The organism is Amycolatopsis arida (genome assembly GCF_900115565.1).
GTDB lineage: Bacteria > Actinomycetota > Actinomycetes > Mycobacteriales > Pseudonocardiaceae > Yuhushiella > Yuhushiella arida.
In genome coordinates this window covers 283,057-306,093 of sequence record NZ_FOWW01000007.1, presented here as the reverse complement: position 1 = coordinate 306,093, position 23,037 = coordinate 283,057, and the positions used below count along the sequence as shown (strand labels likewise).

Annotated in this window: 24 protein-coding genes; 15 read left to right on the top strand and 9 right to left on the bottom strand. The window is 71.9% G+C overall.

Annotated elements, in window-relative coordinates; genetic code table 11:
- The first annotated feature begins 2 nt into the window (after positions 1-2).
- The 7 genes from BM051_RS20835 (at position 3) to BM051_RS20805 (ending at position 6,688) form a co-directional block, all read left to right on the top strand.
- A complete protein-coding gene (locus BM051_RS20835; protein WP_092532945.1) occupies positions 3-839 on the top strand; it encodes a LytR/AlgR family response regulator transcription factor in 837 nt (278 codons plus the stop codon).
- 15 nt (positions 840-854) lie between these two features.
- The gene (locus tag BM051_RS20830; RefSeq protein WP_092532943.1) at positions 855-1,355 is read left to right on the top strand and encodes a hypothetical protein; all 501 of its coding nucleotides are present in this window, start codon (positions 855-857) and stop codon (positions 1,353-1,355) included.
- Positions 1,356-1,407: 52 nt separating this feature from the next.
- Positions 1,408-3,171, top strand: a complete 1,764-nt coding sequence (locus BM051_RS20825; protein ID WP_092532940.1) for a sodium/solute symporter — start codon at positions 1,408-1,410, stop codon at positions 3,169-3,171.
- A gap of 170 nt (positions 3,172-3,341) precedes the next feature.
- Positions 3,342-3,677 (top strand): DUF485 domain-containing protein, encoded by a 336-nt coding sequence (locus BM051_RS20820; RefSeq protein WP_092532937.1) that lies wholly within the window; start codon positions 3,342-3,344, stop codon positions 3,675-3,677.
- On the top strand, positions 3,674-5,284 hold the full coding sequence (locus BM051_RS20815) for a solute symporter family protein (protein WP_092532934.1): 1,611 nt from the start codon (positions 3,674-3,676) through the stop codon (positions 5,282-5,284). The genes BM051_RS20820 and BM051_RS20815 overlap by 4 nt, the downstream gene beginning before the upstream one ends.
- A gap of 52 nt (positions 5,285-5,336) precedes the next feature.
- The gene (locus tag BM051_RS20810) at positions 5,337-5,687 is read left to right on the top strand and encodes a rhodanese-like domain-containing protein (RefSeq protein ID WP_092532932.1); all 351 of its coding nucleotides are present in this window, start codon (positions 5,337-5,339) and stop codon (positions 5,685-5,687) included.
- 5 nt (positions 5,688-5,692) lie between these two features.
- Entirely contained in the window at positions 5,693-6,688 is a 996-nt protein-coding gene (locus tag BM051_RS20805) for a DUF4328 domain-containing protein (protein ID WP_177216977.1), read from the top strand.
- Here the strand turns inward: BM051_RS20805 and BM051_RS28620 are convergent.
- On the bottom strand, positions 6,685-7,254 hold the full coding sequence (locus BM051_RS28620) for a hypothetical protein (protein WP_134046270.1): 570 nt from the start codon (positions 7,252-7,254) through the stop codon (positions 6,685-6,687). The genes BM051_RS20805 and BM051_RS28620 overlap by 4 nt on opposite strands.
- 120 nt (positions 7,255-7,374) lie before the next feature.
- Positions 7,375-8,544 carry a cytochrome P450 gene (locus tag BM051_RS20795; RefSeq protein WP_092532925.1) on the bottom strand — a complete coding sequence of 390 codons (1,170 nt, stop codon included), beginning with the start codon at positions 8,542-8,544 and terminating at the stop codon, positions 7,375-7,377.
- Positions 8,545-8,760: 216 nt separating this feature from the next.
- On the opposite strand from BM051_RS20795, the gene BM051_RS28615 reads away from it, so the two are divergent.
- The 4 genes from BM051_RS28615 (at position 8,761) to BM051_RS20775 (ending at position 11,562) form a co-directional block, all read left to right on the top strand.
- The gene (locus BM051_RS28615) at positions 8,761-9,000 is read left to right on the top strand and encodes a hypothetical protein (RefSeq protein ID WP_134046268.1); all 240 of its coding nucleotides are present in this window, start codon (positions 8,761-8,763) and stop codon (positions 8,998-9,000) included.
- A gap of 84 nt (positions 9,001-9,084) precedes the next feature.
- Positions 9,085-9,960, top strand: coding sequence for a DUF5926 family protein (locus BM051_RS20785; protein ID WP_092533089.1), 876 nt, complete (start codon positions 9,085-9,087; stop codon positions 9,958-9,960).
- A gap of 188 nt (positions 9,961-10,148) precedes the next feature.
- Positions 10,149-10,745, top strand: a complete 597-nt coding sequence (locus BM051_RS20780) for a SigE family RNA polymerase sigma factor (RefSeq protein ID WP_424923298.1) — start codon at positions 10,149-10,151, stop codon at positions 10,743-10,745.
- The gene (locus BM051_RS20775; RefSeq protein ID WP_092532916.1) at positions 10,732-11,562 is read left to right on the top strand and encodes a hypothetical protein; all 831 of its coding nucleotides are present in this window, start codon (positions 10,732-10,734) and stop codon (positions 11,560-11,562) included. The genes BM051_RS20780 and BM051_RS20775 overlap by 14 nt, the downstream gene beginning before the upstream one ends.
- Before the next feature lie 83 nt (positions 11,563-11,645).
- Here the strand turns inward: BM051_RS20775 and BM051_RS20770 are convergent, their stop codons facing one another.
- From BM051_RS20770 to BM051_RS20760, 3 genes are all read right to left on the bottom strand, one after another.
- A complete protein-coding gene (locus BM051_RS20770) occupies positions 11,646-12,197 on the bottom strand; it encodes a ferritin (RefSeq protein WP_092532913.1) in 552 nt (183 codons plus the stop codon).
- A gap of 194 nt (positions 12,198-12,391) precedes the next feature.
- On the bottom strand, positions 12,392-13,600 hold the full coding sequence (locus BM051_RS20765) for an arginine deiminase (protein ID WP_092532910.1): 1,209 nt from the start codon (positions 13,598-13,600) through the stop codon (positions 12,392-12,394).
- Between the two features lie 123 nt (positions 13,601-13,723).
- Complete coding sequence (locus tag BM051_RS20760) at positions 13,724-14,533, bottom strand: CPBP family intramembrane glutamic endopeptidase (protein WP_177216976.1); 810 nt, start codon at positions 14,531-14,533, stop codon at positions 13,724-13,726.
- 180 nt (positions 14,534-14,713) lie between these two features.
- Here BM051_RS20760 and BM051_RS20755 point away from each other — a divergent pair, with 180 nt between their 5' ends.
- On the top strand, positions 14,714-16,417 hold the full coding sequence (locus tag BM051_RS20755) for a BCCT family transporter (RefSeq protein WP_092532907.1): 1,704 nt from the start codon (positions 14,714-14,716) through the stop codon (positions 16,415-16,417).
- A gap of 58 nt (positions 16,418-16,475) precedes the next feature.
- Here BM051_RS20755 and BM051_RS20750 read toward each other — a convergent pair whose 3' ends face one another.
- From BM051_RS20750 to BM051_RS20740, 3 genes are all read right to left on the bottom strand, one after another.
- Positions 16,476-17,279, bottom strand: coding sequence for a DUF2470 domain-containing protein (locus BM051_RS20750; RefSeq protein ID WP_092532904.1), 804 nt, complete (start codon positions 17,277-17,279; stop codon positions 16,476-16,478).
- A gap of 67 nt (positions 17,280-17,346) precedes the next feature.
- The gene (locus BM051_RS20745; protein WP_092532901.1) at positions 17,347-17,742 is read right to left on the bottom strand and encodes a hypothetical protein; all 396 of its coding nucleotides are present in this window, start codon (positions 17,740-17,742) and stop codon (positions 17,347-17,349) included.
- Positions 17,743-17,813: 71 nt separating this feature from the next.
- A complete protein-coding gene (locus tag BM051_RS20740) occupies positions 17,814-18,983 on the bottom strand; it encodes a homogentisate 1,2-dioxygenase (RefSeq protein ID WP_092532898.1) in 1,170 nt (389 codons plus the stop codon).
- A 97-nt stretch (positions 18,984-19,080) separates the two neighbouring features.
- Here BM051_RS20740 and BM051_RS20735 point away from each other — a divergent pair, with 97 nt between their 5' ends.
- A complete protein-coding gene (locus BM051_RS20735; RefSeq protein ID WP_092532895.1) occupies positions 19,081-19,935 on the top strand; it encodes a hypothetical protein in 855 nt (284 codons plus the stop codon).
- Positions 19,932-20,597 carry an IclR family transcriptional regulator gene (locus tag BM051_RS20730; RefSeq protein WP_092532892.1) on the top strand — a complete coding sequence of 222 codons (666 nt, stop codon included), beginning with the start codon at positions 19,932-19,934 and terminating at the stop codon, positions 20,595-20,597. The genes BM051_RS20735 and BM051_RS20730 overlap by 4 nt, the downstream gene beginning before the upstream one ends.
- Here the strand turns inward: BM051_RS20730 and BM051_RS20725 are convergent.
- Positions 20,594-21,193: a TMEM165/GDT1 family protein gene (locus BM051_RS20725; protein ID WP_092532889.1), complete on the bottom strand. Its 600-nt coding sequence runs from the start codon at positions 21,191-21,193 to the stop codon at positions 20,594-20,596. The two genes, BM051_RS20730 and BM051_RS20725, sit on opposite strands and share 4 nt — an antisense overlap.
- Before the next feature lie 248 nt (positions 21,194-21,441).
- On the opposite strand from BM051_RS20725, the gene BM051_RS20720 reads away from it, so the two are divergent.
- Entirely contained in the window at positions 21,442-23,037 is a 1,596-nt protein-coding gene (locus tag BM051_RS20720) for a cytochrome ubiquinol oxidase subunit I (RefSeq protein ID WP_092532886.1), read from the top strand.

The following is a 23,037-nucleotide window of genomic DNA, read 5'->3' as shown; positions in this document are numbered from 1 at the left end:
GGATGCTTGTCACTGTGAGTGTGCAACATGACACCCGGAAGCTCCTCGTCCTCGCCGTGGACGACGAGCTGCCCGGGCTCGACCAGCTCCGCCACTGTCTCGAGGCCAACCCGTACGTGGGCCGGGTGATCCCGGCGGTCGACGCCTCCGAGGCGCTCCGCCTGCTCGGCTCCGAGGACGAGGAGATCCGCCTCCGCAAGCAGCGCGGGCTCCCACCGGTCGACGCGGTGTTCGCCGACCTCAACATGCCGGGCCTCTCCGGCATGGAGATGTCCCGGGTGTTCGCCTCGCTCAACCCCGCGCCGGTGCTGGTGTTCGTCACCGGCCACGCGGAGGAGGCGGTGAACGCCTTCGACCTCGGCGCCGTCGACTACGTGCTCAAGCCGTGCCGCCAGGAGCGGCTGGACAAGGCCGTCGGCAGGGTGCTGGACAAGCTCTCCGCGGTCGTGCCCACCCGGGCGGCGGCCCCGGTGGGCCGGGACGTGACGCAGCCGGACGACGAGGTCATCCCGGTGGAGCTCGCCGGCAACACCAAGCTGATCCCGCGGTCGTCGGTGCGCTGGGTGGAGGCGCAGGGCGACTACGCCCGGCTGTTCACCACCGACGGCAGCCACCTGGTCCGCATCCCGCTCGCGCAGCTCGAGGAGCGCTGGGAAAAGGCCGGCTTCGTGCGGATCCACCGCTCGTTCCTGGTCTCCCTGTCGCTGATCACCGAGCTGCGCATGGGGCAGGGCGGCTACCAGGTGGTGATCGGCAACGAGGAGAAGGTGCTGCCGGTCAGCCGGCGGCACACCCGCGAGCTCAAGGACCGGCTGGTCGGCTCGTCCCGCTCGGGCTGATCGGGAAACGCGGCCATGACCGACGACTTCTACCGCAGGGTCGGCGGGGTCCGGGAACCGGACCCGACGCTGGGGAAGTACCTGAGTCGGCGGTACCAGGCCGAGACCGAGCAGCTCCCGCGGCTACCCCCCGAGCCGGCCGAGGCACCGCCGCCGCCGAAGGTCCGCCGCAAGCGGGTGGTCCTCGCCGACCCGCGGCAGCAGTCGCACACCCTGCGCGCCCGGGTCGAGCTGGAGGAGCAGACCAGCTGGGGCGAGCTGCTGATCAAGGACCTGATGAAGGCGCAGCTGCGCACCGGGCTGCTGCTGGCCATGCTGGTGCTCGCCGTGCTCGGCGCGTTGCCGCTGGCGTTCTACTTCTCGCCCACGTTCGCCACCCTGACCTTCATCGGGGTCCCGCTACCCTGGCTGCTGCTCGGTGTGGCGCCGTTCCCGCTGCTGTTCGGGGTCGGCCTGTGGTACAACCGCCTCGCCGAGCGCCACGAGCGTGATTTCGTCGACATGATCGAGAACTGACCCCCGGGACGCGCATCCCCGCGCACCCCGGCGACCTGCGAGGATGCCGCGAGTGGAGTCGAACCCGTGGGCGCTGATCGGCATGCTGCTGGTCGCCGCGATGACCTTCTACGTGGGTCATCGCTCGTCCCGGTTCGCCAACAGCACGCACGACTTCCTCGTCGCGCGGCGCACCGTGCGGTCCCGGCGCAACGCGGCGGCCATCTCCGGTGAGTACCTCTCCGCGGCGTCGTTCCTCGGCGTCGCCGGGATCGTGCTCAAGGAGGGCGTCGACGCCCTGTGGTACCCGATCGGCTTCACCGCCGGCTACCTGGCGCTGATGCTGTTCGTGGCGGCGCCGCTGCGCCGCTCCGGCGCCTACACGCTGCCGGACTTCCTCGAGGCGCGGCTGGGTTCGGTGACCCTGCGCAAGGTCGCCACGATGTTCGTCTGCATCATCGGCATCCTCTACATGGTCCCGCAGCTGCAGGCCGCCGGGCTCGCGCTGACCACGTTGATGCCGGCGCCCGCGTGGCTCGGCGCGGTGGTGGTCACCGGGATCGTGATGGTGAACGTGATCGCCGGTGGCATGCGCGCGGTCACCGTGGTGCAGGCGTTGCAGTACTGGCTCAAGCTGTTCGCGCTGGCCGCGCCGACGTTCGTGCTGTGCGCGGTGTTCTTCGTGGCCAGGCCGGACGGCTCCGCCGGGGAGCTGGGCGCGCCGACGGCGCCGACCTTCCCCGAGGAGACGTCGGTGTCCATCCACACCAACGTCGGGTTGACGGTGGGGTCGGAGACGCTGGTCCGTGACGGCGACCAGCAGATGGTCTGGGTGCCGGGCGACGTGTACCGGGTCTCGGCCGGGACGACGTTGCGGTTCCCGGCCGGCGCGCCGGTGCCGGTGGTGTCCGGGGCGACCGAGGACAACCCGAGCTGGCTGCGGCCGGCGTCGGGCGGCGCCGAGGACCTGCTCAGCACGTACTCGGTGATCTTCGCGACGTTCCTCGGCACGATGGGGCTGCCGCACGTCCTCGTCCGGTTCTACACCAACCCCGACGGCAAGGCCGCCCGCCGCACCACGGTGCACGTCCTGCTGCTGCTCGGTCTGTTCTACCTGTTCCCGACGTTGCTCGGGGCGTTGTCCCGGATGTACGTCCCGGAGCTGCTGGTCACCGGGCGCACCGACGCGGCGGTGCTGCTGCTGCCCTCGGCGATGCTGCCCGGGCTGGCCGGGCAGGTCCTCGGCGCGGTCGCCGCCGCCGGCGCGTTCGCGGCGTTCCTGTCCACCTCGTCCGGACTGCTGGTGAGCGTGGCCGGGGTGGTCTCCACCGACGTCCTGCACGGCAGGGTCCGTGACTTCCGGGTGGCGGCCGCGCTGGTGGCGCTCATCCCGATGGGGCTGGCGGTGGGCCTGCACACCGAGGACCTCTCGCTGAGCGTCGGGCTGTCGTTCGCGCTGGCCGCGTCCACGTTCTGCCCGCAGCTGCTGCTCGGCATCTGGTGGCGGCGGCTCACCTGGGCCGGCGCGATGGCCGGGATGATCGCCGGCGGCACGCTCGTGGTGATCGCGCTGGTGGGCAACACGGTCAGCAAGTACACCGGCAACTGGGCGCCGTGGTTCGTCGAGCAGCCCGCGCTGATCACCGTGCCGGTGGCGTTCCTGGTCACCGTGCTGGTCAGCCTCGGCACCTCGCGGGGCATGCCCGGTGACCTCAACGCGGTGATGCTGCGGCTGCACGCGCCCGACCCGCTGGGCTTCATGCGGGACCGCGCGGTGGCGCGGTTCGGCCGGGCGGAGGAACGGGTGCGGCTGTCGAGGGGCCGGCACCGGAAATAGTGCCCGGCCGTTTCACCGCGTTCTCCCAGTTGGCGCCGTTTCCACTACTTTCGGTAAGCCTATTCACTCGATTGGATCTGGTGCGATTAAGCCGGCAGAGGAGGATGATCTTCCCCGGGATTTGTCCCAGTAGTGCAGTTGTGCCAGTAGCGCGCCGGCGAGGAGGGGACATGAGCAGCACCGAGCACGGCCCGACGACGGACACCTGGGCCCGCGTCCAGGCCAGCGGCGACTTCCAGCTCCTGCGAAGGCGGTTGCGCGCGTTCGTGTTCCCGATGACCGCGGTGTTCCTCGGCTGGTACCTGCTGTACGTGCTGCTGGCCGACTACGCGCACGGGTTCATGTCCACCAAGGTCGTCGGCAACATCAACATCGGGCTGATCTTCGGTTTGCTGCAGTTCGTGTCGACCTTCGTGATCACCGGGCTGTACGTGCGCTACGCCAACCGCAAGCTCGACCCGATCGCCGACGAGCTGCGGGCGGAGATCGAGGGGGAGGGCCGGTGAGCGCGCTCGCGCAGGGGATCGAGGGCGGCAACCCCGCGCTCAACATCAGCGTCTTCGGGCTGTTCGTGGTGATCACCCTCGTGGTGGTGTTCCGCGCCAGCCGCAACACCCGCACGGCCTCCGACTACTACGCGGCGGGGCGGGCGTTCACCGGACCGCAGAACGGCGTGGCGATCGCCGGTGACTACCTGTCGGCCGCGTCGTTCCTCGGCATCGCCGGCGCGATCGCGGTGTACGGCTACGACGGGTTTCTCTACTCGATCGGGTTCCTGGTGGCCTGGCTGGTGGCGTTGCTGCTGGTGGCCGAGCTGCTCCGGAACACCGGCAAGTTCACCATGGGCGACGTGCTCGCGTTCCGGATGCGCCAGCGCCCGGTGCGCGCCGCGGCGGCGGTGTCGACGCTGGCCGTGTCGTTCTTCTACCTGCTGGCGCAGATGGCCGGTGCCGGCATCCTGGTGGCGTTGCTGCTGGGTATCTCCGGTGACGCGGGACAGGCCGTGGTGATCGCCGTGGTCGGCGCGGTGATGATCATCTACGTGCTGGTCGGCGGGATGAAGGGCACCACCTGGGTGCAGATCATCAAGGCCGCGCTGCTGATCACCGGCGCCGGCGCGATGACCGTCTGGGTGCTCGGCCGCTACGGGTTCAACCTCTCCGCCGTGCTCGGCGCGGCCGTGGACCGGGCCGGCGAGGGTGGTGAGCGGCTGCTCAGCCCCGGCGCGCGGTACGGCGCCACGGACACCAGCAAGATCGACTTCCTGTCGCTGGGCCTGGCCCTGGTGCTGGGCACCGCGGGGTTGCCGCACGTGCTGATGCGCTTCTACACGGTGCCCACCGCGCGCGACGCCCGCCGCTCGGTGGTCTGGGCGATCGGGCTGATCGGCCTGTTCTACCTGTTCACCCTGGCCCTCGGTTACGGCGCGGCGGCGCTGGTCGGGCGGGACGCGATCGCCGCGGCGCCCGGTGGGGAGAACGCCGCGGCGCCGCTGCTGGCCCAGGCGCTCGGTGGGCCGATCCTGCTCGGGTTCATCGCCGCGGTCGCCTTCGCCACCATCCTCGCGGTGGTGGCCGGACTGACCATCACCGCCAGCGCCTCCTTCGCCCACGACGTCTACGCCAACGTCATCAAGAAGGGCAAGGTGGACAGCAAGCTCGCCGAGGTGCGGGTCGCGCGGATCACCGCACTGGTGATCGGCGCGGTCGCCATCGTCGGCGGCATCCTGGCGAAGAACCAGAACGTGGCGTTCCTGGTGGCGCTGGCCTTCGCGGTGGCCGCGTCGGCGAACCTGCCGACCATCCTGTACTCGCTGTTCTGGAGGCGGTTCAACACCTCCGGCGCGCTGTGGAGCATCTACGGCGGTCTCGCGGTGACCATCCTGCTCATCGTCTTCTCGCCGGCGGTGTCCGGCGGCCCGAAGTCCATGCTGTCCGGCGTCGACTTCGCGTGGTTCCCGCTGTCCAACCCGGGGCTGGTGTCCATCCCGCTGTCGTTCTTCCTCGGCTGGCTGGGCACCGTGCTGTCCAAGGAGCACCTGGAGGGCAAGTACGCCGAGATGGAGGTGCGCGCGCTCACCGGGGCCGGCGCCGAGAAGGCCACCGCGCACTGATGACGGCGCCCTTTCACGCGCGGCAGACGGTGCCACATGCGACGATGGAGCCGTGGTGGACCTGACCGACGTGCCCACGGCCTCCGTCGCCGACCTGCCGAAGAGCGGCCTCGCGCTGCTCGACGTCCGGGAGCGGGACGAGTGGGTCGCCGGGCACGCGCCCGAGGCGCTGCACATCCCGCTCGGTGACCTGCCGGCCCGGCTGGCCGAGGTGGCCGCGCTGCCGGACGACCGGCCGCTGTACGTGGTCTGTCGCACCGGCGGCCGCTCCGCGCGGGCCGCGGCGTGGTTGAACGCCAACGGTTGGGACGCGGTGAACGTCGCGGGCGGCATGAAGTCGTGGCAGACCGAGGGTCGCCCGCTGGTGGCCGAGCGCGAGGGCGAGCGGCCCGAGGTTCTCTGACCGCGATGCACCCCGGCCAGCACCCGCCGTACTCGCCCGTCCCGCCCGCGCGGCCGGGCTGGCCGGCTCACGCGGCTGTGCGGCCCCTGGCCGCCGCGCCGGTGCGGCCACGGGTGCGGTGGGTGGCCAGCCCGCCGCCGGGGGCCGTGCCACGGCGCCCGGCGCACCGGCCGGCGCGGTACACCGGGCCGCCGGCCTACCCGACGCCGCCGCGCTGGGGCTTCCCACACGTGGTCTGGCGGTCGCCGACCGTGGTGCCGGGCGTGCCGGCCACCGGCGCGCCGCCCATGCAGCGGCTCCGGATGGTGGCCCGCAACGTCACCGGGCTGCTGTGGGTCCTCGCCGGGCTCGCCGGGGTCACCGCGGTCGGCGAGGGCTGGCGGTACGCACTGCTCATCCACAGCCGCACCTCGGCGCTGGACCGCGACGTCGTGGGCGCCTCCGACGCGCTGGTGCTCGCCGGTTCACTGCTGACGTTCGTCATGGCGGTGTTCGCCGTGGTCGGCGCGCTGTGGTGGCTGTTCCTCGCGCGGGCCGCCGCGGCCGCCGAGATCGGCGCCGAGCCGCCCCGGCCGGTGTGGCAGGTGCTGGTGGGCACGCTGCTGCCGGGGCCGAACCTCGTGCTGGCCGGGTCGATCCTCGCCGAGCTGGAGCACGCCGTGCTGCGCCGGCCGGTGGACCAGCGGCCGCGGCCGACCCGGCTGGTGCTGTGGTGGTGGGCGGCCTGGGTGACCAACGGGCTGCTGCTGGTCACGGTGATCGTCTGGCGGATGCGGGACGGCGTGCAGGCGCAGGCGGACAGCGTGCTGCTGAGCGGCCTGCTCGACCTGTCCGCGGCCGCGCTGGCGGCGCTCACCGCGGTGGTGGTCGGCCGGTTCACGCTGCTGCTGGCGCCGCTGGACGAGGTGCTCTCCCGGGGCGTGCGGCCGTGGCAGGTCCGCGGGGTCACCGGCGCGCCGAGGCCACCCCGCCCAAACCGCCCCACCGGCAGCGCCCGCTAGCCCGGCTGGTGACGCGGATCCGGGCGGCGTTCGGGTTTTCGACGCCGTTGCTCGTCGATCATCTGGTTCAGGTCCGTGGTCCGGAACGGTACGTCGGCGAGCTCTCGCGCGAGCATGGCCAGGAGAGCGAGCAGCAGGTCTCCGGTGTCCGTGATGTCACTGGACCGTCGCTGGGAGATCCGGAAGGCCAGTGTCACCGCGTGCTGGAAGTCTTCCCCCTCCGCCGGGTGGCGGATCCGATTGAAGATCAAGTTCGCCACCCGGTCGAGCGGTGACAACCGAGCCAACAGGCGGGCCGCGTCGTTGGTCGGTGGCCGTCGAAAGGTAGGTTTCGGCATCCTCCACCGCCGTGGTGCTGGGGGTGGGACGTTGCTGATGGCCGATGCCGGAATGTCCGCCGCACGTAGTGCGCGGGCACCGATACCGGCACCCAGGGCAACGGCACGGGCGAGGTGGTGAGCGTGGACCTGCGAGACCTTGGCGTCCTGCGCGACGCGTTCCGCCCCCGCCACCGCCCAGGCCGCCTCGGTGCTGAAGTGCCTCAGCAGGAGCCCGAGATCAGACATGCCGCACCCCGATGGTCGTGGAGGTAACCGGCGGGGCGGCGACGGACACATGCGCCTCACACCCCCAGCTTGGCTGTGGCAGGCGGGCTGCCGATGACGACTGGGGGGTTCAGCGGTCTCCTAACCGACGGTCACCGGGAGGGTGCGCAGGCCACGGATGACGAACTCGGGGCGGCGGCGCGGCGGCTCGGCCAGCCGCAGTCCGGGCAGCTCACGGGTGAGCGCGCCGAGCGCGGCGGCGACCTCCACTCTGGCCAGCGGTGCCCCGACGCAGTAGTGGATGCCGCCGCCGAAGCCGAGGTGCGGGTTCGGGTGGCGGCCGACGTCGAGGGTGTCCGGGTCGGGGAACACCGCCGGGTCGCGGGCGGCGGCGCCGAGCAGCGCGGCGATCTTCTCGCCCTCGGCCACCCGGTGGCCGGCGATCTCCACATCCCGCGTCGCCGTGCGCTCGAACAGCTGCAGCGGCGAGTCGAAGCGGATCAGCTCCTCCACCGCCGGCTCCAGCAGTCCGGGATCGGCCACCAGGCGATCCCACTGGTCCCGGTGGGTGAGCAGGGCGAGCACGCCGTTGCCGATCACGTTCACCGTGGCCTCGTGGCCGGCCATCAGCAGCAGCGCGGCCGTGGCCACCACCTCGTCCTCGGTGAGCTCGCTCGCCACGAGGTGGCTGACCAGGTCGTCACCGGGTCGCCGGGCGCGGACGGCGGCCAGGTCGCGCAGGTAGCCGGCGAACTCGGCGGCGGCCCGCTCGGCCGCGTCTCGCCGCGCGGGCGGCAGGCCGTACTCGTACATCTTGACGATGGCGTGCGACCAGGGCGCCAGCTTAGGCCGATCGGCGGGCGGCACGGCCAGCAGCTCGGCGATCACCTCGACCGGGAGCGGCTCGGCCAGGTGGGTCAGCACGTCGGCCCGGCCGTCCCGGCGGATCTCGGCGGCGAGCGCGCGCACCATACCGGTGGCGAGGGCGGCCACCCGGGGCCGCAGCCGCTCGACGTGGCCGCGGGCGAAGGCGGACGAGACGAGCCGGCGCAGCCGGGTGTGTGCGGGCGGCTCGCTCTCCAGCAGCGAGTGGCGGTGCAGGAGGTTGAACGCGGCGAACCGCTCGGCGGGGGCGGCGTCGGTCCAGATCCGGCCGAGACCGCGATGCCGGAGCACGGCCGAGGCGGCGGCGTGCGACACGGCTACGGCGAGCCCGAGGCCCTCGTGGTGGTGCACCTCGCCGGCCGCGCGCACCGCGGCGAACGCCGGGTAGGGGTTGGCGAGGAACACCGGATCGGCGGGGTCGAACATGGCCCGAGCCTATCCGGCCGATCGAGCGTTTCGCCCCGGTTCGCGTTGCCCGGTCCGCTACTCTGGCCGGCAGTCGTCAGCCGCACGGGAGGAGACACCGCTGGCAGTGACGCCCTATCGGTTAGGAATGTTCGACCCCTCTCTGTATTCGAACGCCTAGCCGAGGCTGCCCAGAACAGTGCGTCGGCCCTTCTCCTGGGAACCGCGTTCTCCCTGGTGGCGGGTCTGCTGGTCGGTACCGTCAGGCTGGGGCTCGGCCTCGCGGATCTCCTGCTGGGCCTGGTGCGCGAGAAGCTCGCCGAGCGGGCCCGGGAACGCCGGAGAGCTCCCCCGGCGGTGCACAACCAGGTCGGTGACGCGCACGACGTCGTCCAGGCCGGCACCATTCACGGCGGCGTGACCATCTGTACGGGAAGGTGCCACCACCCGGACCGCTGCCGACGCGACGAGCGATGAGGCGCGCCCGTCCGCCCCGGGCGCCCGATGGTCGCCGCGGGCGCGTTCGGTAGCGTCTCCGGCGAGCACGAGCGAGGAGGCGACATGGGCAAGGCCGCCCGGAAGAAGGGGCCGAAGAAGGACCGCAAGCCCAAGGTCCGGGACGTGTTCGTGGCACAGCCGTTCGAGGGGCTGGCCGCCGAGCCGGAGCTGATCGCGCTGCGCGAGTTCGTGCCGTCCGCCACCGCGCGACTCTCCCTCCGGGACAGTCCGGATCGGAGCGTCACGCTGGCCACGGTGTTGCCGATGGCGGCCGCCGCGTTCGTCCGGGGTGACGGCGAGGCGTTCGTCGGGCTACAGGTGCAGACCCGCTCCTCCGACATCAGCCGTGACCTCGGCCGCGCGCTGCGCTGGGTGCTCACCGCCGAACCCGGTGACGTGCTGTCCGTTCCGGACACCACCAGCCCACCGGCCGAGGGGGAGCGGCTGCAGGACCTGCTGGTCGCCGACGCCGAGCTGGACATCCAGCTCCACGAGGACTTCTCCTGGTGGCTGCCGGAGGGCACCGAGCCCAGTGGCGAGGTCGCCATGTCGCTCGAGCGGGCCAACGCCGCGATCAAGCCCTCCGAGCGGCTCGGCACCGGCGCCTACTGGGTGCTCCCCGGCGACAAGGCGCACCTGCGGTGGGTGCGGCCCGAGCCGGAGAACAAGGTCCTGCAGGCACTGGCCCGGCTCTCCGCCGCCGGCGAGATCGGCCTCGGCGAGGGCTCCCGCTACGCCGGGTCGTTTCGCGCGCACGGCCTGCTCGTGCCGGTCTGGGACCTCGACCCCGAGGCGCACGCCCAGGAGTGGAAGGAGCCGGCCGAGCGGCTCGGCGACCGGCTGGAGGAGGCGCTGCGCTCGCTCGACGACGAGCCGCTCAACGCCGCCGAGCGGCGGGCCCGCGACGGTCTCCTCGGCCGCCAGCTCACCCTGCGCTGACGGTCGCGCGACGACCGCCGAGCATCGACCGAGCGCCAGCGAGGGAGGAGCGGAGGCGGGAGGAGTGCGGCCCAGAACACCGGCCCCGCCCGGGTGAGGGGGAGCACCCGGGACAACCTCCGGGACCGCGCGCGCGTGTAGCTGGTCGGACGTGGCCAGTGCAGGCGACCCCGGAAAGAGGCGTTACGGTGACCGCATTCGTGCCTGTCATCCCAAGGGGTGAGGTGGGGAGGTCAGCGCGCCGAGAGAAGGGGAGGGCGGTGCCCGGCGACGCCACGGACTTCGGTGAGTTCGTGCACGCCGCGCTGCCCGGGCTGCTCCGCTACGGCCACGCCCTGACCGGCAACCCGCACGACGCCGCCGACCTGGTGCAGAGCGTGTTGGAGAAGATCGGCTCCCGGTGGCCGCACGTCCAGCGCAAGACCGGCGACCCGCTGGCCTACATCCGCCGCTCCATGGCCAACGCGCACATCAGCCGATGGCGCCGGCTGCGCCGGGAAAGCCTGGTCGCCGACATCGCCGACGCCACCGACACCCGGTCGGTGACCCACTCCGACCCTTTCGAGCACGAGCCGCTGTGGCAGGCGTTGCGCGCGCTGCCGCCGAGGCAACGCGCGGTCATCGTGCTGCGTTACTACGACGGGTTGAGCGAGGCGGAGATCGCCGCGTCGCTCGGAGTGACCCAGGGCACCGTGAAGAGCCAGGCGAGCAAGGCGATCGCGTCGCTGCGGGCGAAGCTCACGCCGGCCGAGCGGCCGGAAGGGAGGGAACGTGAGTTCGACTGACGATGAGCTCGAACGCGAGCTGCGCAGGCTGTTCGCCGACGAGCGGCTCGAGCTGCGGCCACGTTCCGGGGCCGAGGCCGTCATCGTCCGGGGCGCCCGCAGGGTGCACCGCCGCCGAATGCTCGCCAGCAGCGGCGCCGGCACGCTCGCGGTGGTGGCCCTGGTGATCGGTGCGGTGCTGCTCGGCGGCCAGCGGCCGGAGCGGCCAGGGCAGGACGTGGCCAGCGACGACGCGGCCGGCCTTGCGATCGAGACGGCGTCGTCCTCGACCGCGCCGGAGCCCCCCGTCCACCCCAACCAGGACGAGACGACCGAGCCCGAGGGCCGGACCCCTGCCGACGAGCCGATCAGCCCGCCGACGCCGCCGACGTCCGGTCCTTCGAGTGGCACGCCCACCGCGCGGCCCGGCGTGGCGCTGTCCGCGCCGGTGCTCGGGCCCGACGGGTACGGGCCGCTCAGGCTGGGGATGTCGTTTCAGGCCGCGGTGCGCACCGGGATGCTGGCCACCAGCGAGGACGCGGCGCCGCCGCCGGACGACTGCGGCGAGTACCGGCTCACCGAGGGCACGAAGGCGATCCAGCAGGTCACCATCTCCGGCTCCCGCGGCGTGGTGTACTTCGCCGCCTCCGGCGCCACCACCCCGGAGGGGGTCGGGGTGGGCTCCTCGGTTGCCGAGCTGGAGGCCGCCTACCCGAACCTGGCCGCCGACCCGCACGGCATGACGGCGCCGGCCGGCCCGGGCGCCCGATACTACTTCGGCACGAAGGGGGCCACGGTCACCGTGCTGCACCTGGTCGCCGACCAGCCGGGCTGCTGAGGCGCCCGCCGGGACGCACAACGGAAAGCCCCGGGCCGGCACCGCCCCGGGGCTGTTCTCGCCGTTCTCTCCCGCTTACACGCTTACAGCGCGCCGCCGGCCACCGGGGGCATCGTCGGGTCGTCGCCGTGGTCGCCCACCGACTCGCGGTGCAGGAAGTTCTCCACGTCGAAGAGGTTGCCCTTCGCCCGCTTCATCACGTTGAGCAGCGTGGACATCTGGGAGATCTCCTCGACCTGCTCCTTGAGGAACCACTGCATGAACTGCTCGCCCTGGTAGTCGTCCTCGGAGCGGGCGGCCTTGGCCAACGTCTTGACGTCCGCGGCCACCTCCTTCTCCTGGGCCAGCGCGAGCTCGACCAGCTCCACCGGGTCGGAGAAGTCGTTGCGGACCTCGCCGGTGCCGGGAACCTCCACGTGGTGGTCGGTGTCCAGCAGGTACTGCACGATCGCCATCGCGTGATTGCGCTCCTCGACCGACTGCCGGTAGAAGTGCTTGGCGAGCTGCGGCAGGTCCTCGTTGTCGAACCAGACCGCCAGTGCGATGTACTGCTGCGAGGCGTGGAACTCGTTGTGCACCTGCCCCTGCAGCAGTTCGTAGAACTTGGAACGCGGATGCTTCTTGGTGAGGGCCATGCCTCCAAGATACGCGGGAGCGCGCGGAAAAATCCACTTTTCCCTCGTGATCCGCGACCCATTCGAGTAGCATTGTAAGCGTAGGTGAATCTAATTTCGATTAGCCTTACCTAAGTGTACTCGAAAGGCTCCACCCGCATTCTTAGGCAAGGCTTTCTTGTCATTAGGCAAGCCTTTCTTTCCGTGAAGATCGTTCACGTCGAGATCGGATCCCTGGCGATCGGGCAGGACATGCAGCGCGGGCCGCCCCGGCCGGAGCCGAGCTCGGACCCGGCGATCCTGAGCACCTCGATCCCGGCCTCCTCCAGCCGCTCGTTCGTCTCGACGTTGCGCTCGTAGCCGACCACCACGCCGGGGGCGAGGGCGAGCGTGTTGTTGCCGTCGTCCCACTGCTCCCGCTCGGCGGTCACCGGGTCCAGCCCGGTGTCGATCACCCGGAGCCGGTCGATCCCCATCGCCTCGGCGGCCGCGTCGAGGAACGGGGCCGGCCCGTCCACCCGCAACTCGCCGTCGCCGTCCGGGCGCACCGAGTAGGCCCGCAACGCCTCCCTGGCCAGCGGGTACATCACCACGGCGTCCCTTCCGACCATCGTGCACACCGTGTCCAGGTGCATGGTCGCCCTCGACTGCTCGATCGGCACGACCAGCACCGTGTGCGCGATGTCGTCGGCGAACACCGAGCGGGCGAGCGACTCCGCGCCGGCCGGGCTCGTGCGCTCCCCGACGCCCACGGCCAGCACCCCCGGCGCGAGCAGCAGGACGTCACCGCCCTCGATCGGCGCCGAGTGCGCGCCGTAGGCCCGCGGGGCGCCGCGGAATCGCGGGTGGTAGGCGTAGACCAGGTCGAGCAGCGCGGTCTCCCGGCTCCGCGCGGGCATGGCGAGCGAGGACACCGCCACCCTGTCGGCGATCCACACGGACGAGTCGCGGGTGAACAGCAGGTTGGGCAGCGGGTCGACGGCGAAGTCGTGCGGGTGGTGCATCCTCCGCACCAGCGACGCCCCCTCCGCCGCCGGCAGCTCCTCGAACGTCATGCCCGACATCAGCACCTCGGCCAGCGTCACGGCATCCACAGTGGACAGGTGCGAGCGGAGCGAGTCGGCGAGTGCCTCGCCGAGCCTCCGGTGGTCCACCGCGGCGTGCACGCCCGCCGCGTGCGCCCTCGGGTCGGCCAGCGCGGTGCGCAGCACGTCGGCGAGCAGCAGCACCTCCACCCCACGCCCGCGGAGGACGTCGGCGAAGGCGTCGTGCTCCTCCTGCGCCCGGTCCACCCACGGGATGGAGTCGAACAGCAGCTGGTCGTTGTTGCGTGGGGTGAGCCGCTTGAGCTCGTTGCCCGGCCGGTGCAGCAGGACGCTGCGCAGCGGCCCGACCTCGGTGTCCACTCGGTTGGTTGGGTTCACAGCGGCGAGCGTAGCCGCATGCCGACCGCTGATCGGGGCACCCGAACAGCGGGCGCGCGGCACCGTTCGACGACACGAACCACGCGGCCGGTGGGTGAATCGTTGCGCGGCGACCGCCGCGAATCAGGGCAGCCAGCCGACCCGGCCGCGGAGCAGCGCGTAGCCGACGAAGGCCACCACGTCCAGCAGCGTGTGCGCCGCGACCAGCGGCCAGAGCCGGTTCGTGCGCTGCCAGACCCTGCCGAACACCAGCCCCATCACGAGGTTGCCGACGAACCCGCCGACCCCCTGGTACAGGTGGTAGGACCCGCGCAGCACGGCGGCGAGCAGCAGCGACCGGTTCTCCCCCCAGCCGAGCTGGCGCAACCGGGTGAGCAGGTAGCCGATCACCAGCACCTCCTCGGCGAAGGAGTTGCCGAACGCGGCGAGCGTCAACGTGATCGGCCGCCACCAGGTGTCCGTCAAAGTGGACGGTTGCACCGCGAGGTTGGCGCCGAGCCACCACCCGACGAAGTACAGCGCGAGCCCGGGTATCCCGATCAGCGCGGCGAGTCCGACGCCCCAGCGGAGGTCCCGGCCCGGCCGGCGCCGGTCGAGTCCGATCGCCGCCAGCCGCATCCCGCCGCGCCACAGCAGGTAGAGGCCGAGCGCGCCCCAGCCGACCAACTGCGCCACCGACAGCAGCTGCTTGAGCAGGTCGACCAGGTCCACGGTGGCCTGCGGCACGTTGATGGCGACCTGCTGCCGGTTCAGCGGCTCCGGCCGTAACAGTGCGTCCACAAGCGACAGCAGGCTGCGCAAACCGGCCAGGCCGAGGGTGATCGAGAAGACGATGACCAGCTCGAACGTCGCCGCGCGGCGCTCGGCCGGGTCGGCCAGCGGCGCCGGCTCGGCGGGCCGGGCGGGATTCAGCCAGTCGCGCAGCGAAGTCACGGTGCGAGACCGTATCTCACGAGGAAGAATGCCTGGTCAACGGCGACGCGACCGTCCGGACGGCACGGTGGCTGCCGGAATCGTTACGGATGCCAACTATGGTGCCTGTTCGGACGGAATCGATGGGGGCGAGACGGCCCGCTCCTCGCGGCGGGCTTATCGACGAGGAAGGACGAACACGTGGCGACAACCTCGGAACCGAACGCGGCGGCGCCGCCGGGGCCGAAGCGGAAGTGGACGGACACCATCGCACCGCGGGTCTTCTGGCCCTCCGCGGGGCTCATCGCCGCGTTCGTGCTGTTCACGGTGATCTTCCCGGGCACCATGGGCGACGCGATCAGCGCGATCCAGGACACCATCATCGGCACGTTCGGCTGGTACTACGTGCTGATCGTCTCCGGCTTCGTGGTGTTCGCGCTGTGGGTCGGCCTCGGCCACTTCGGTGACATCAAGCTCGGCCCGGACGAGGAGGAACCGGAGTTCAAGCTGCGCTCCTGGTTCGCCATGCTGTTCGCCGCCGGGATGGGCATCGGCCTGGTGTTCTGGGGCGTGGCGGAGCCGCTGAACCACTTCGCCAATCCCAAGCCGGGGGTCGAGGGCCCGCCGGAGGATTTGGCCGAGGCGGCCATGGTGCAGACGTTCCTGCACTGGGGCCTGCACCCGTGGGCGATCTACGTGGTGGTCGGCCTGGCGATCGCCTACGCGATCCACCGCAAGAAGCGCCCGGTGTCCATCCGGTACGCGCTGGAGCCGCTGCTGGGCCGGCGGGTGAACGGCTGGATCGGCGACGTGATCGACATCGCGGCGATCTGCGGGACCCTGTTCGGCGTCGCGACCTCGCTCGGCCTCGGTGTGCTGCAGATCGCCTCCGGGCTGGACTATCTCGGCATCGTGCGCGACCCGGGCAACTGGACGGCGGTCCTCCTGATCGGCGGCATCACCACGCTGGCGGTCGTGTCGGTGGTCACCGGGCTCAAGCGCGGGATCCAGTTCCTGTCCAACTTCAACATGGGCCTGGCCGCCGCGTTGCTGCTCTTCGTGCTGATCGCCGGGCCGACGCTGTTCCTGCTCCGCGACCTCGTGGAGTCGGTCGGCGCGTACTTCCAGAACCTGATCCGGCTCAGCTTCGACACCACGGCGTTGCAGACCGCGGAGGGCGAGTCGTGGCAGGCCAGCTGGACCACGTTCTACTGGGGCTGGTGGATCTCTTGGGCGCCCTTCGTCGGGGTGTTCATCGCCCGGATCTCCCGCGGCCGCACGGTGCGGGAGTTCGTGGCCGGCGTGCTGATCGTCCCCACCGTGGTGACGTTCCTGTGGTTCACCGTGTTGGGCGGCAGCGCGCTGTTCCGCGAGCTGTTCGGCCAGGGTGGCCTGGTCGGCACCGACGAGACCGGGGCGCCGACGGTGGACACCGAGGGCGCGCTGTTCGGGCTGCTCGACGGGCTGCCCGGCGGCACGATCGCCGTGGTCGGCGCGATCCTGCTGATCGCGCTGTTCTTCGTCACCTCCTCCGACTCCGGGTCGCTGGTGGTGGACATGCTCTCCTCCGGCGGCGACCCCGAGCCGCCAACCTGGAGCCGGGTGTTCTGGGGCATCGCGGAGGGCGCGGTGGCGATCGCGCTGCTGCTGGCCGGCGGGCTGAAAGCGTTGCAGGTGGCGGCCATCGTCATCGCGCTGCCGTTCAGCGTGATCATGATCGGCATGTGCGTGGCCACGTGGAAGGACTTCCACGCCGAACGGCGGACCACGCTGCGTGCCCAGCGGCGCCTGCAGCGCCAGGAGCTCACCGAGCACGTCTCCCGCAGCCTGATCGAGGAGGGGCTGGTCGAGCCCAACGGCGACGACAGGCAGCCGGACCCCGACCGGCCGGCCGCCAAGCGGTAGGCGTGGTCCGAGGGCCCCGGGTGGCGCGCCCGGGGCCCTCGGCGTCTCGGAGGTCAGGTCAGCCGAGCCGGTGGAGGAACGGGCAGCCGACCAGGCGGCGCAGCTCCGCGGCGAGCTGCCGCGGGTCGGTCACCGGCCCGGAGAAGGCCAGCCGCACGTCGTGGTCCCCGGCGTCGGCCTCCACCCGCAGCCGCAGGCCGAACCGGTCGAGGCCGAGCGGGCGGATCCGGCCGGCCCGCAGCTCCGCGGGCACGTGCCGGGCGAGCTGGTCGACCACGTCCGCGTGCGCGGTCTCCAGGTGGCGCAGCCAGTCGGCCTCGTAGTCGACGAACGGGTCGGGCGCCGCGGCGCTGAACATGTGCGGGCGCAGCGAGTGGGTGCCCTCGGCGTCGGCGAGGACCAGGGAGGCGGGGGTCAGCCGGAGCACGCTCGACCCGTGACCGACGTCGAGCAGCCGCGGGTCGGGACGGGTCTCGGCGATGGACACCGCGCGGGCGCGGGCGGCGCGCGGGTCGAGCGCCCGCAGCCACCCGGTGATCCACAGCAGCCCGCGCACCGGCTCGCGCAGCGGCACCGGTGCGGTGTCGGTGAGCTCCAGCATCACCGCGAGCTCCCCGCGGTCGGCCTGCCGGGTGCCCCGGACCAGCGGGTGATCGTCCGGCAACAGCACGCTGACGGTGCCGGACGCGTGCACGTGGTGCAGGGACGGCGCCACCCGCGCCTCACCCCCGCCGCCGGCCGCGCGGTCGGCGGCGGGCAGCAGGACGGCCGGACCGCCGCGGGAGGCGATCGTCCTGGCGCGCTCGGCGGGGTTCGGGGTCGGCGGGCGCCGGGTCTGGCTGACGGACTGGGTCTCGGTCACCGCTCACCTCTCGCCTGGCGGACAACTTAGGTGAGGCTAACCTAGGTGAGAGGGGGAGGGAAGGGGGTCAGCGCACGACCCTCCTTCGGTACCAGACCGGGCGATCCGGGCCCGCGAGGGCGATCCGGGCGATGAGGGTGGTGAGCACCGCCCCGATCACCAGCCACAGGATCGCCGCGAGGCCCTCGTTGAGCAGCACCCGCAGATTCTCGTTCGCCGGCGTGAACAGGTTGTCGAAGCCGAGGTCCACCGCGTTCGCCCAGCTCGTCACGAACTGCGCGAACCCGTTCTCCATGTTGGCGTTGCCGAGCACGAGCACGATGTGCACGGCCAGCCCCAGCGCGAACAACCCGGTGACCACGCTGATCAGCGTGTTGACGACGCGCACGAAGCCCAGCCGGCCGTCGTGCCGTTCGACTACCTCGGCCCTCTCATCACGTTCGTGGGGATCTGGAGCAGTCATCACCCAAGTGTCCCACCGCCCCACCGATCCCGCTGGCCACGACGCCGGTGACCAGCGGGAACGCGGGTGGGTCAGGCGGGGCCGCGACCGGACCAGGTCCACGCGTAGCCGGGGTCCTCGCACGCCTCGGCGGCCTCGCCGAGCTCCAGTGGCGCGAAGGTGTCGACCATGACGGCGGTCTCGTCGAAGAACTCCGCGCCGATCGACGCCTCCGCCGCGCCCGGCTGTGGGCCGTGGGTGAAGCCCGAGGGGTGCAGCGACATCGAGCCGATGCCGATGCCCGAGCCCTTGCGTGCCTCGTAGTTGCCGCGCACGTAGAACATCAGCTCGTCGGAGTCGACGTTGGCGTGGTTATACGGAACCGGGATGGCCAGCGGGTGGTAGTCCACCTTGCGCGGGCAGAACGAGCACACCACGAAGTTCGGGCCCTCGAATGTCTGGTGCACCGGCGGCGGCTGGTGCACCCGGCCGGTGATCGGCTCGAAGTCGTCGATGTTGAACACCCACGGATACAGGCAGCCGTCCCAGCCGACCACGTCGAACGGGTGGTGGGCGTAGGTGTAGCGGGTCAGCCCGGCCCGGTGCCGCACCAGCACGTCCACGTCCTCCCCGTCGCCGAGGAGTGGCTCGGTCGGCCCGCGCAGGTCGCGCTCGCAGTACGGGGCGTGCTCGAGGAACTGTCCGCGCGCGGACAGGTACCGCTTCGGCGGCCCGATGTGCCCGCGCGCCTCCAGCACCAGGAGCCGGACCGTGCCGTTCGGCACGACCCGGTAGGTGCACGAGGTCGGGATGACGACGTAGTCGCCGTCGCCGACCTCCAGCGCGCCGTAGATCGTCTCCACGGTCGCCGAGCCGCCCTGGACGTAGAACAGCTCGTCGCCGGCGGCGTTGCGGTAGAGCGGGCTCGCCGCCCCGGCCACCACGAACCCGATCGTCACGTCCGCGTTGCCGAACAGCCGGCGCCGGTCGGTGACCGCGTCGGCGTCGGCGCCGAACTTCAGGTCCTGCGTCCGGTAGCTGCGCGGCTTGAGCGGGTGGTTCGCCCGCAGCTCGCCGCGCTCGTCGGGCACCGCGACGGCGTTGACGATCGCCGTCGGAAGGTTGCGGTGGTAGAGCAGCGCGGAGTCCGCCGAGAAGCCCTCGACGCCCATCAGCTCCTCGGCGTAGAGGCTGCCCTGGGGTGAGCGGAACTGGGTGTGGCGCTTGGCCGGGATCTCCCCGACCCGCCGGTAGAACGGCATTGCGGTCCTCCTCCGCGAGGGATGCTGTCGCGTTCGATAGTCGGACATGTTTGTCCTGATGCCGTACGCTACTAGCGTGTCAGTCGTGTCAAGCGCTGTGGAACTCCCCCCACCCGGCCCTCGTGGAATCCCGCCCCTGCTCGCGCGCCTCGTCGACGACTCGGCGCTCTTCCCGCCCGGGGACGCCACGATGTCCGACGCCCTGCGGAACTACCTGGAGAGCAGGGCGGGTGAGCACGCCGGCGTGCTCGGCGTGTTCCTCTGCCAGGCCTCTCGCCTGCCCGAGCTGATCACCGAGCTGATCAAGGTGCGGCCGAAGGAGCCGCTGCCGCTGTCCCTGATCATCGACACCGGCCTCGGCGGCGTCCCGAAGGCCATCTCGATCGTCGAGTCGCGCAGCGAGCTGCTGGCGCTGCGAATGGTCGAGATGCCGGCGCCCTCCGACGTCGACGAGGTGTGGCTGGAACGGGTGTCGGAGTTCGTGCCCGAGGACGTGGTGCGGGTGGTCGAGCCGCGGCGCGGCGTCGGCTGGCTGGACGGCGTCCGCAAGGTGATCGAGCACGGCAGCTGGCCCAAGATCCGTTGCGGCGGACTGTCCAGCGAGAACTTCCCCAGCGTGGACGAGGTGGCCGACTTCTACGCGGTGGTGAGCAACTTCCCCGGCGCGTCGTTCAAGGCCACCAACAGCCTGCACCGCGCGGTGCGGCACACCGACACGGAGACCGGGTTCACCCACCACGGGTTCCTGAACCTGCTGGTGGCCGCCGCCCGATGCCTGTCGGGCAAGGACGTGCGCGAGGCGCTGGCCTCGACCGACGGCGAGGCGCTCGCCGTGGAGGCCAAGGCGCTGTCCGAGCCGGCGGCGAAGGCCGTGCGCGCGCTGTTCGCCTCGTACGCCTCGGCGTCGTTCGCCGAGCCGATCGCCGACCTCGAGGGACTCGGGCTGCTGTGAGCCGGGAGAGCTCGCTGACCCTGGATCGCGGGCTCGCCCTGCTGCAGGCGGTGGCCGACGCCGGGGACGACGCGGCCACCATCTCCGAGCTGGCCGCCGCGATCGGCGCCAGCCGCGCGGCGGTGTACCGGCTGCTGGTGCCGCTGGCCGAGCGCGGCCTGGTGTGGCGGGACGGGAGCAAGGTGCGACTCGGGGTCGGCCTGCTCCGGCTGTGCGGGCAGGTGCTGCCACAGCTGCGGCAGGCGGCGCAGCCGGTGCTGCGGGAGCTGGCCGAGGACGTCGGCGCCACCGCGCACCTCTCGGTGGCCGAGGGCGACCAGGTGCAGGCGATCGCCGTCGTGGAGCCGTCGTGGACCAGCTTTCACGTGGCCTACCGGGTCGGCAGCCGGCACCCGATCTCCCGGGGCGCCGCGGGCAAGGCGATGACACTGCGGTCGGGGGCGCGCCGGCAGTGGGTGACGACCACCGGCGAGCTGCAACCCGGCGCGTCGGGGGTGGCCGCGCCGGTGCGCGGGGTGCCGGGGCTGCGGGCCAGCGTCGGCGTGGTGTCGCTGCACGCGCTGGACACCGAGAAGGTCGGGCCGCGGGTGGTGGCCGCGGCGGGCGCGCTGGCGGAGGTGCTCGCTCCCACCGCGGGCCAGGCCCGAGTCGACGAGCTCTAGAACAGCGCCTGCCCGAGCGCGACGGCGGCGAACCCGGCGAAGACGAAGCCCGCCACCCGCTGCAGCGGCTTCGGCCGGATCCGGCCGCGGATCTTGTGCCCGACGATCACGGCGATGCCGGCGACGGTGACCAGCGCGACGAACGAGCCGAGGCCGACCGCGAACGGCTGGGCGTAGCGGGCGGTGAGCCCGGCGGTGGCGAGCTGGGAGGCGTCGCCCCACTCGGCGGCGAACAGCACACCGCCGGAGGTCAGCGCCGACCGCAGGAACGACACCGGGCGCGGGCCGGTGCGCGCGGCGTCGGCGCCGCTGGTGTCCGCCGGGGTGAACCCCTCGCGCAGGAGCATGGCCGCGCCCGCGCCGAACAGCACGGCGACGACCCCGGCGACCAGTGGATCGGGCAGCAGCGTGAGCACGCTGCCGAACGCGACCGCGATCACGCACTGCACGGCGAACGCCACGCTGACCCCGAGAAACACCGGAAGGGCGCGGAAGCGGGTGGTCAGCACGAGGGTGGCGACCATGGTCTTGTCCGGCAGCTCGGCGGCCAGGACCAGCGCGAACGTGCCGAGCATCGCCAGCGTCGCGGTCGTCATACCAGTTCCACACCCCTTTCACTGTCACGATAAAGGGGGTTCCGGGAATTGCCTAGTGGATGGGAAACGCTAATTTCGCTTTTCGCCATTCCGGAGGGAGGTGGCAGGGGTGGCGGATAGTGTTTTTCGGTTCGCCGAAGACAATTCTTTGGGTGCGGGTGGAACGGCGGGTCCCGGGACCTAGGTCCCGGGAAGGTCAGGACTCCGGGACCTGACGTCCGGCCCGCGCGCGGAGGAGAGTCGCCGGTGTGGAGGTCCTGGAGCTGGCGCGGTGGCAGTTCGGCATCACCACCGTCTACCACTTCCTGATGGTTCCGCTGACGATCGGGCTGTCGATCCTGGTCGCCGGCATGCAGACCGCGTGGGTGCGCACCGGGAAGGCGCGCTACCTGAGGATGACGAAGTTCTGGGGCAAGCTGCTGCTGATCAACTTCGCCATGGGCGTGGTGACCGGGATCGTGCAGGAGTTCCAGTTCGGCATGACCTGGAGCGCCTACTCCCGGTTCGTCGGCGACGTGTTCGGGGCGCCGCTGGCGATGGAGGGGATCGTCGCGTTCTTCGTCGAGTCGACGTTCCTCGGCCTGTGGATCTTCGGCTGGGACCGGCTGCCTCAGCGGGTACACCTGGCGTGCGCCTGGGCGTTCTCGCTGGCGACGGTGGCCTCCGCGTACTTCATCCTCGCGGCGAACTCCTGGATGCAGCACCCGGTGGGGGTCGAGCTGGTCGACGGGCGGCCGACGATGACCTCGATCTGGGCGGTGCTGACCAACGACACCGCGCTGGCCGCGGTGCCGCACACGGTCGCCGGCACGTTCGCGGTGGCGGCCGCGTTCCTGGTCGGGATCGCCGGCTGGTGGCTGTGGCGGAACCGGCACGCCGCCGACGAGCACCGGGACGTGTGGCGGTCGTCGCTGCGGCTCGGCGCGTGGGTGGGCATCGCCGCGTTCGGCGCGTTGGTGGTGACCGGGGACGCGCAGGGCAAGCTGATGTTCGAGCAGCAGCCGATGAAGATGGCCGCGGCGGAGGCGCTGTGCCACACCGAGTCGCCCGCGAGCTTCTCCGTCTTCGCCGTCGGGGACGTGACCGAGCCGCGGTGCGAGGACGTGAAGACGTTCACCGTGCCCGCGCTGCTGTCGTTTCTCGCGCACGGCGACTTCAGCACGGAGGTCGAGGGGATCCAGGACCTGGTGACCGAGTACCAGGCGCGGTACGGGACGCACTACCCGGACGACCCCGCGCTCGGCGAGCTGGCCGGGCAGCCGATCGACTACGTGCCGAACCTGCCGGTGACGTACTGGGGCTTCCGGATCATGATCGGCTTCGGCGCGCTGTCCGCGGCGGTGGGGGCGCTGGCGCTGTGGCTGACCCGGCGGGGGCGGGTGCCGGAGAGCCGCTGGTTCCCGCGGATGGTGCTCGGCGCGGTCGCGCTGCCGTTCGTGGCGAACATCGCCGGGTGGATCTTCACCGAGATGGGCCGGCAGCCGTTCGTCGTGGTGCCCAACCCGACCGGGGTGGACGGGGTGTGGATGTTCACGGCGCTGGCGGTGTCGAGCGTGTCGGCGGGCGAGGTGTGGGCGTCGCTGCTGACGCTGACGGGGGTGTACGCGGTGCTCGGGGTGGTGGAGTTCGTGCTGATCCGGAAGTACGTCCGCGGCGGCATCGAGGGAGTCCTGCCCCCTGGCGGTGGGCCCGGCGGCTCGGGTGGCGGGCGGTCCGGCGACTCCGGCCGATCCGGCGGCTCCGACCGCTCTGATGCCTCCGACCGCTCTGATGCCTCCGACGCCTCAGCCGGCTCAGCCGACTCAGCCGACTCAGCCGACGATGCGCTGGCCTTCGCGTACTAG

What these genes read in the sequence shown, in the direction of transcription:
- BM051_RS20820 (WP_092532937.1), top strand. Translation starts at nt 3,342, where the DNA reads ATGAGCAGCACCGAGCACGGCCCGACGACGGACACCTGGGCCCGCGTC.
- BM051_RS20830 (WP_092532943.1), top strand. Translation starts at nt 855, where the DNA reads ATGACCGACGACTTCTACCGCAGGGTCGGCGGGGTCCGGGAACCGGAC.
- BM051_RS20740 (WP_092532898.1), bottom strand. Translation starts at nt 18,983, where the DNA reads ATGCCGTTCTACCGGCGGGTCGGGGAGATCCCGGCCAAGCGCCACACC.
- BM051_RS20795 (WP_092532925.1), bottom strand. Translation starts at nt 8,544, where the DNA reads ATGTTCGACCCCGCCGATCCGGTGTTCCTCGCCAACCCCTACCCGGCG.
- BM051_RS20805 (WP_177216977.1), top strand. Translation starts at nt 5,693, where the DNA reads ATGCACCCCGGCCAGCACCCGCCGTACTCGCCCGTCCCGCCCGCGCGG.
- BM051_RS20745 (WP_092532901.1), bottom strand. Translation starts at nt 17,742, where the DNA reads ATGACTGCTCCAGATCCCCACGAACGTGATGAGAGGGCCGAGGTAGTC.
- BM051_RS20835 (WP_092532945.1), top strand. Translation starts at nt 3, where the DNA reads ATGCTTGTCACTGTGAGTGTGCAACATGACACCCGGAAGCTCCTCGTC.
- BM051_RS20725 (WP_092532889.1), bottom strand. Translation starts at nt 21,193, where the DNA reads ATGACGACCGCGACGCTGGCGATGCTCGGCACGTTCGCGCTGGTCCTG.
- BM051_RS20785 (WP_092533089.1), top strand. Translation starts at nt 9,085, where the DNA reads ATGGGCAAGGCCGCCCGGAAGAAGGGGCCGAAGAAGGACCGCAAGCCC.
- BM051_RS20770 (WP_092532913.1), bottom strand. Translation starts at nt 12,197, where the DNA reads ATGGCCCTCACCAAGAAGCATCCGCGTTCCAAGTTCTACGAACTGCTG.
- BM051_RS28620 (WP_134046270.1), bottom strand. Translation starts at nt 7,254, where the DNA reads ATGTCTGATCTCGGGCTCCTGCTGAGGCACTTCAGCACCGAGGCGGCC.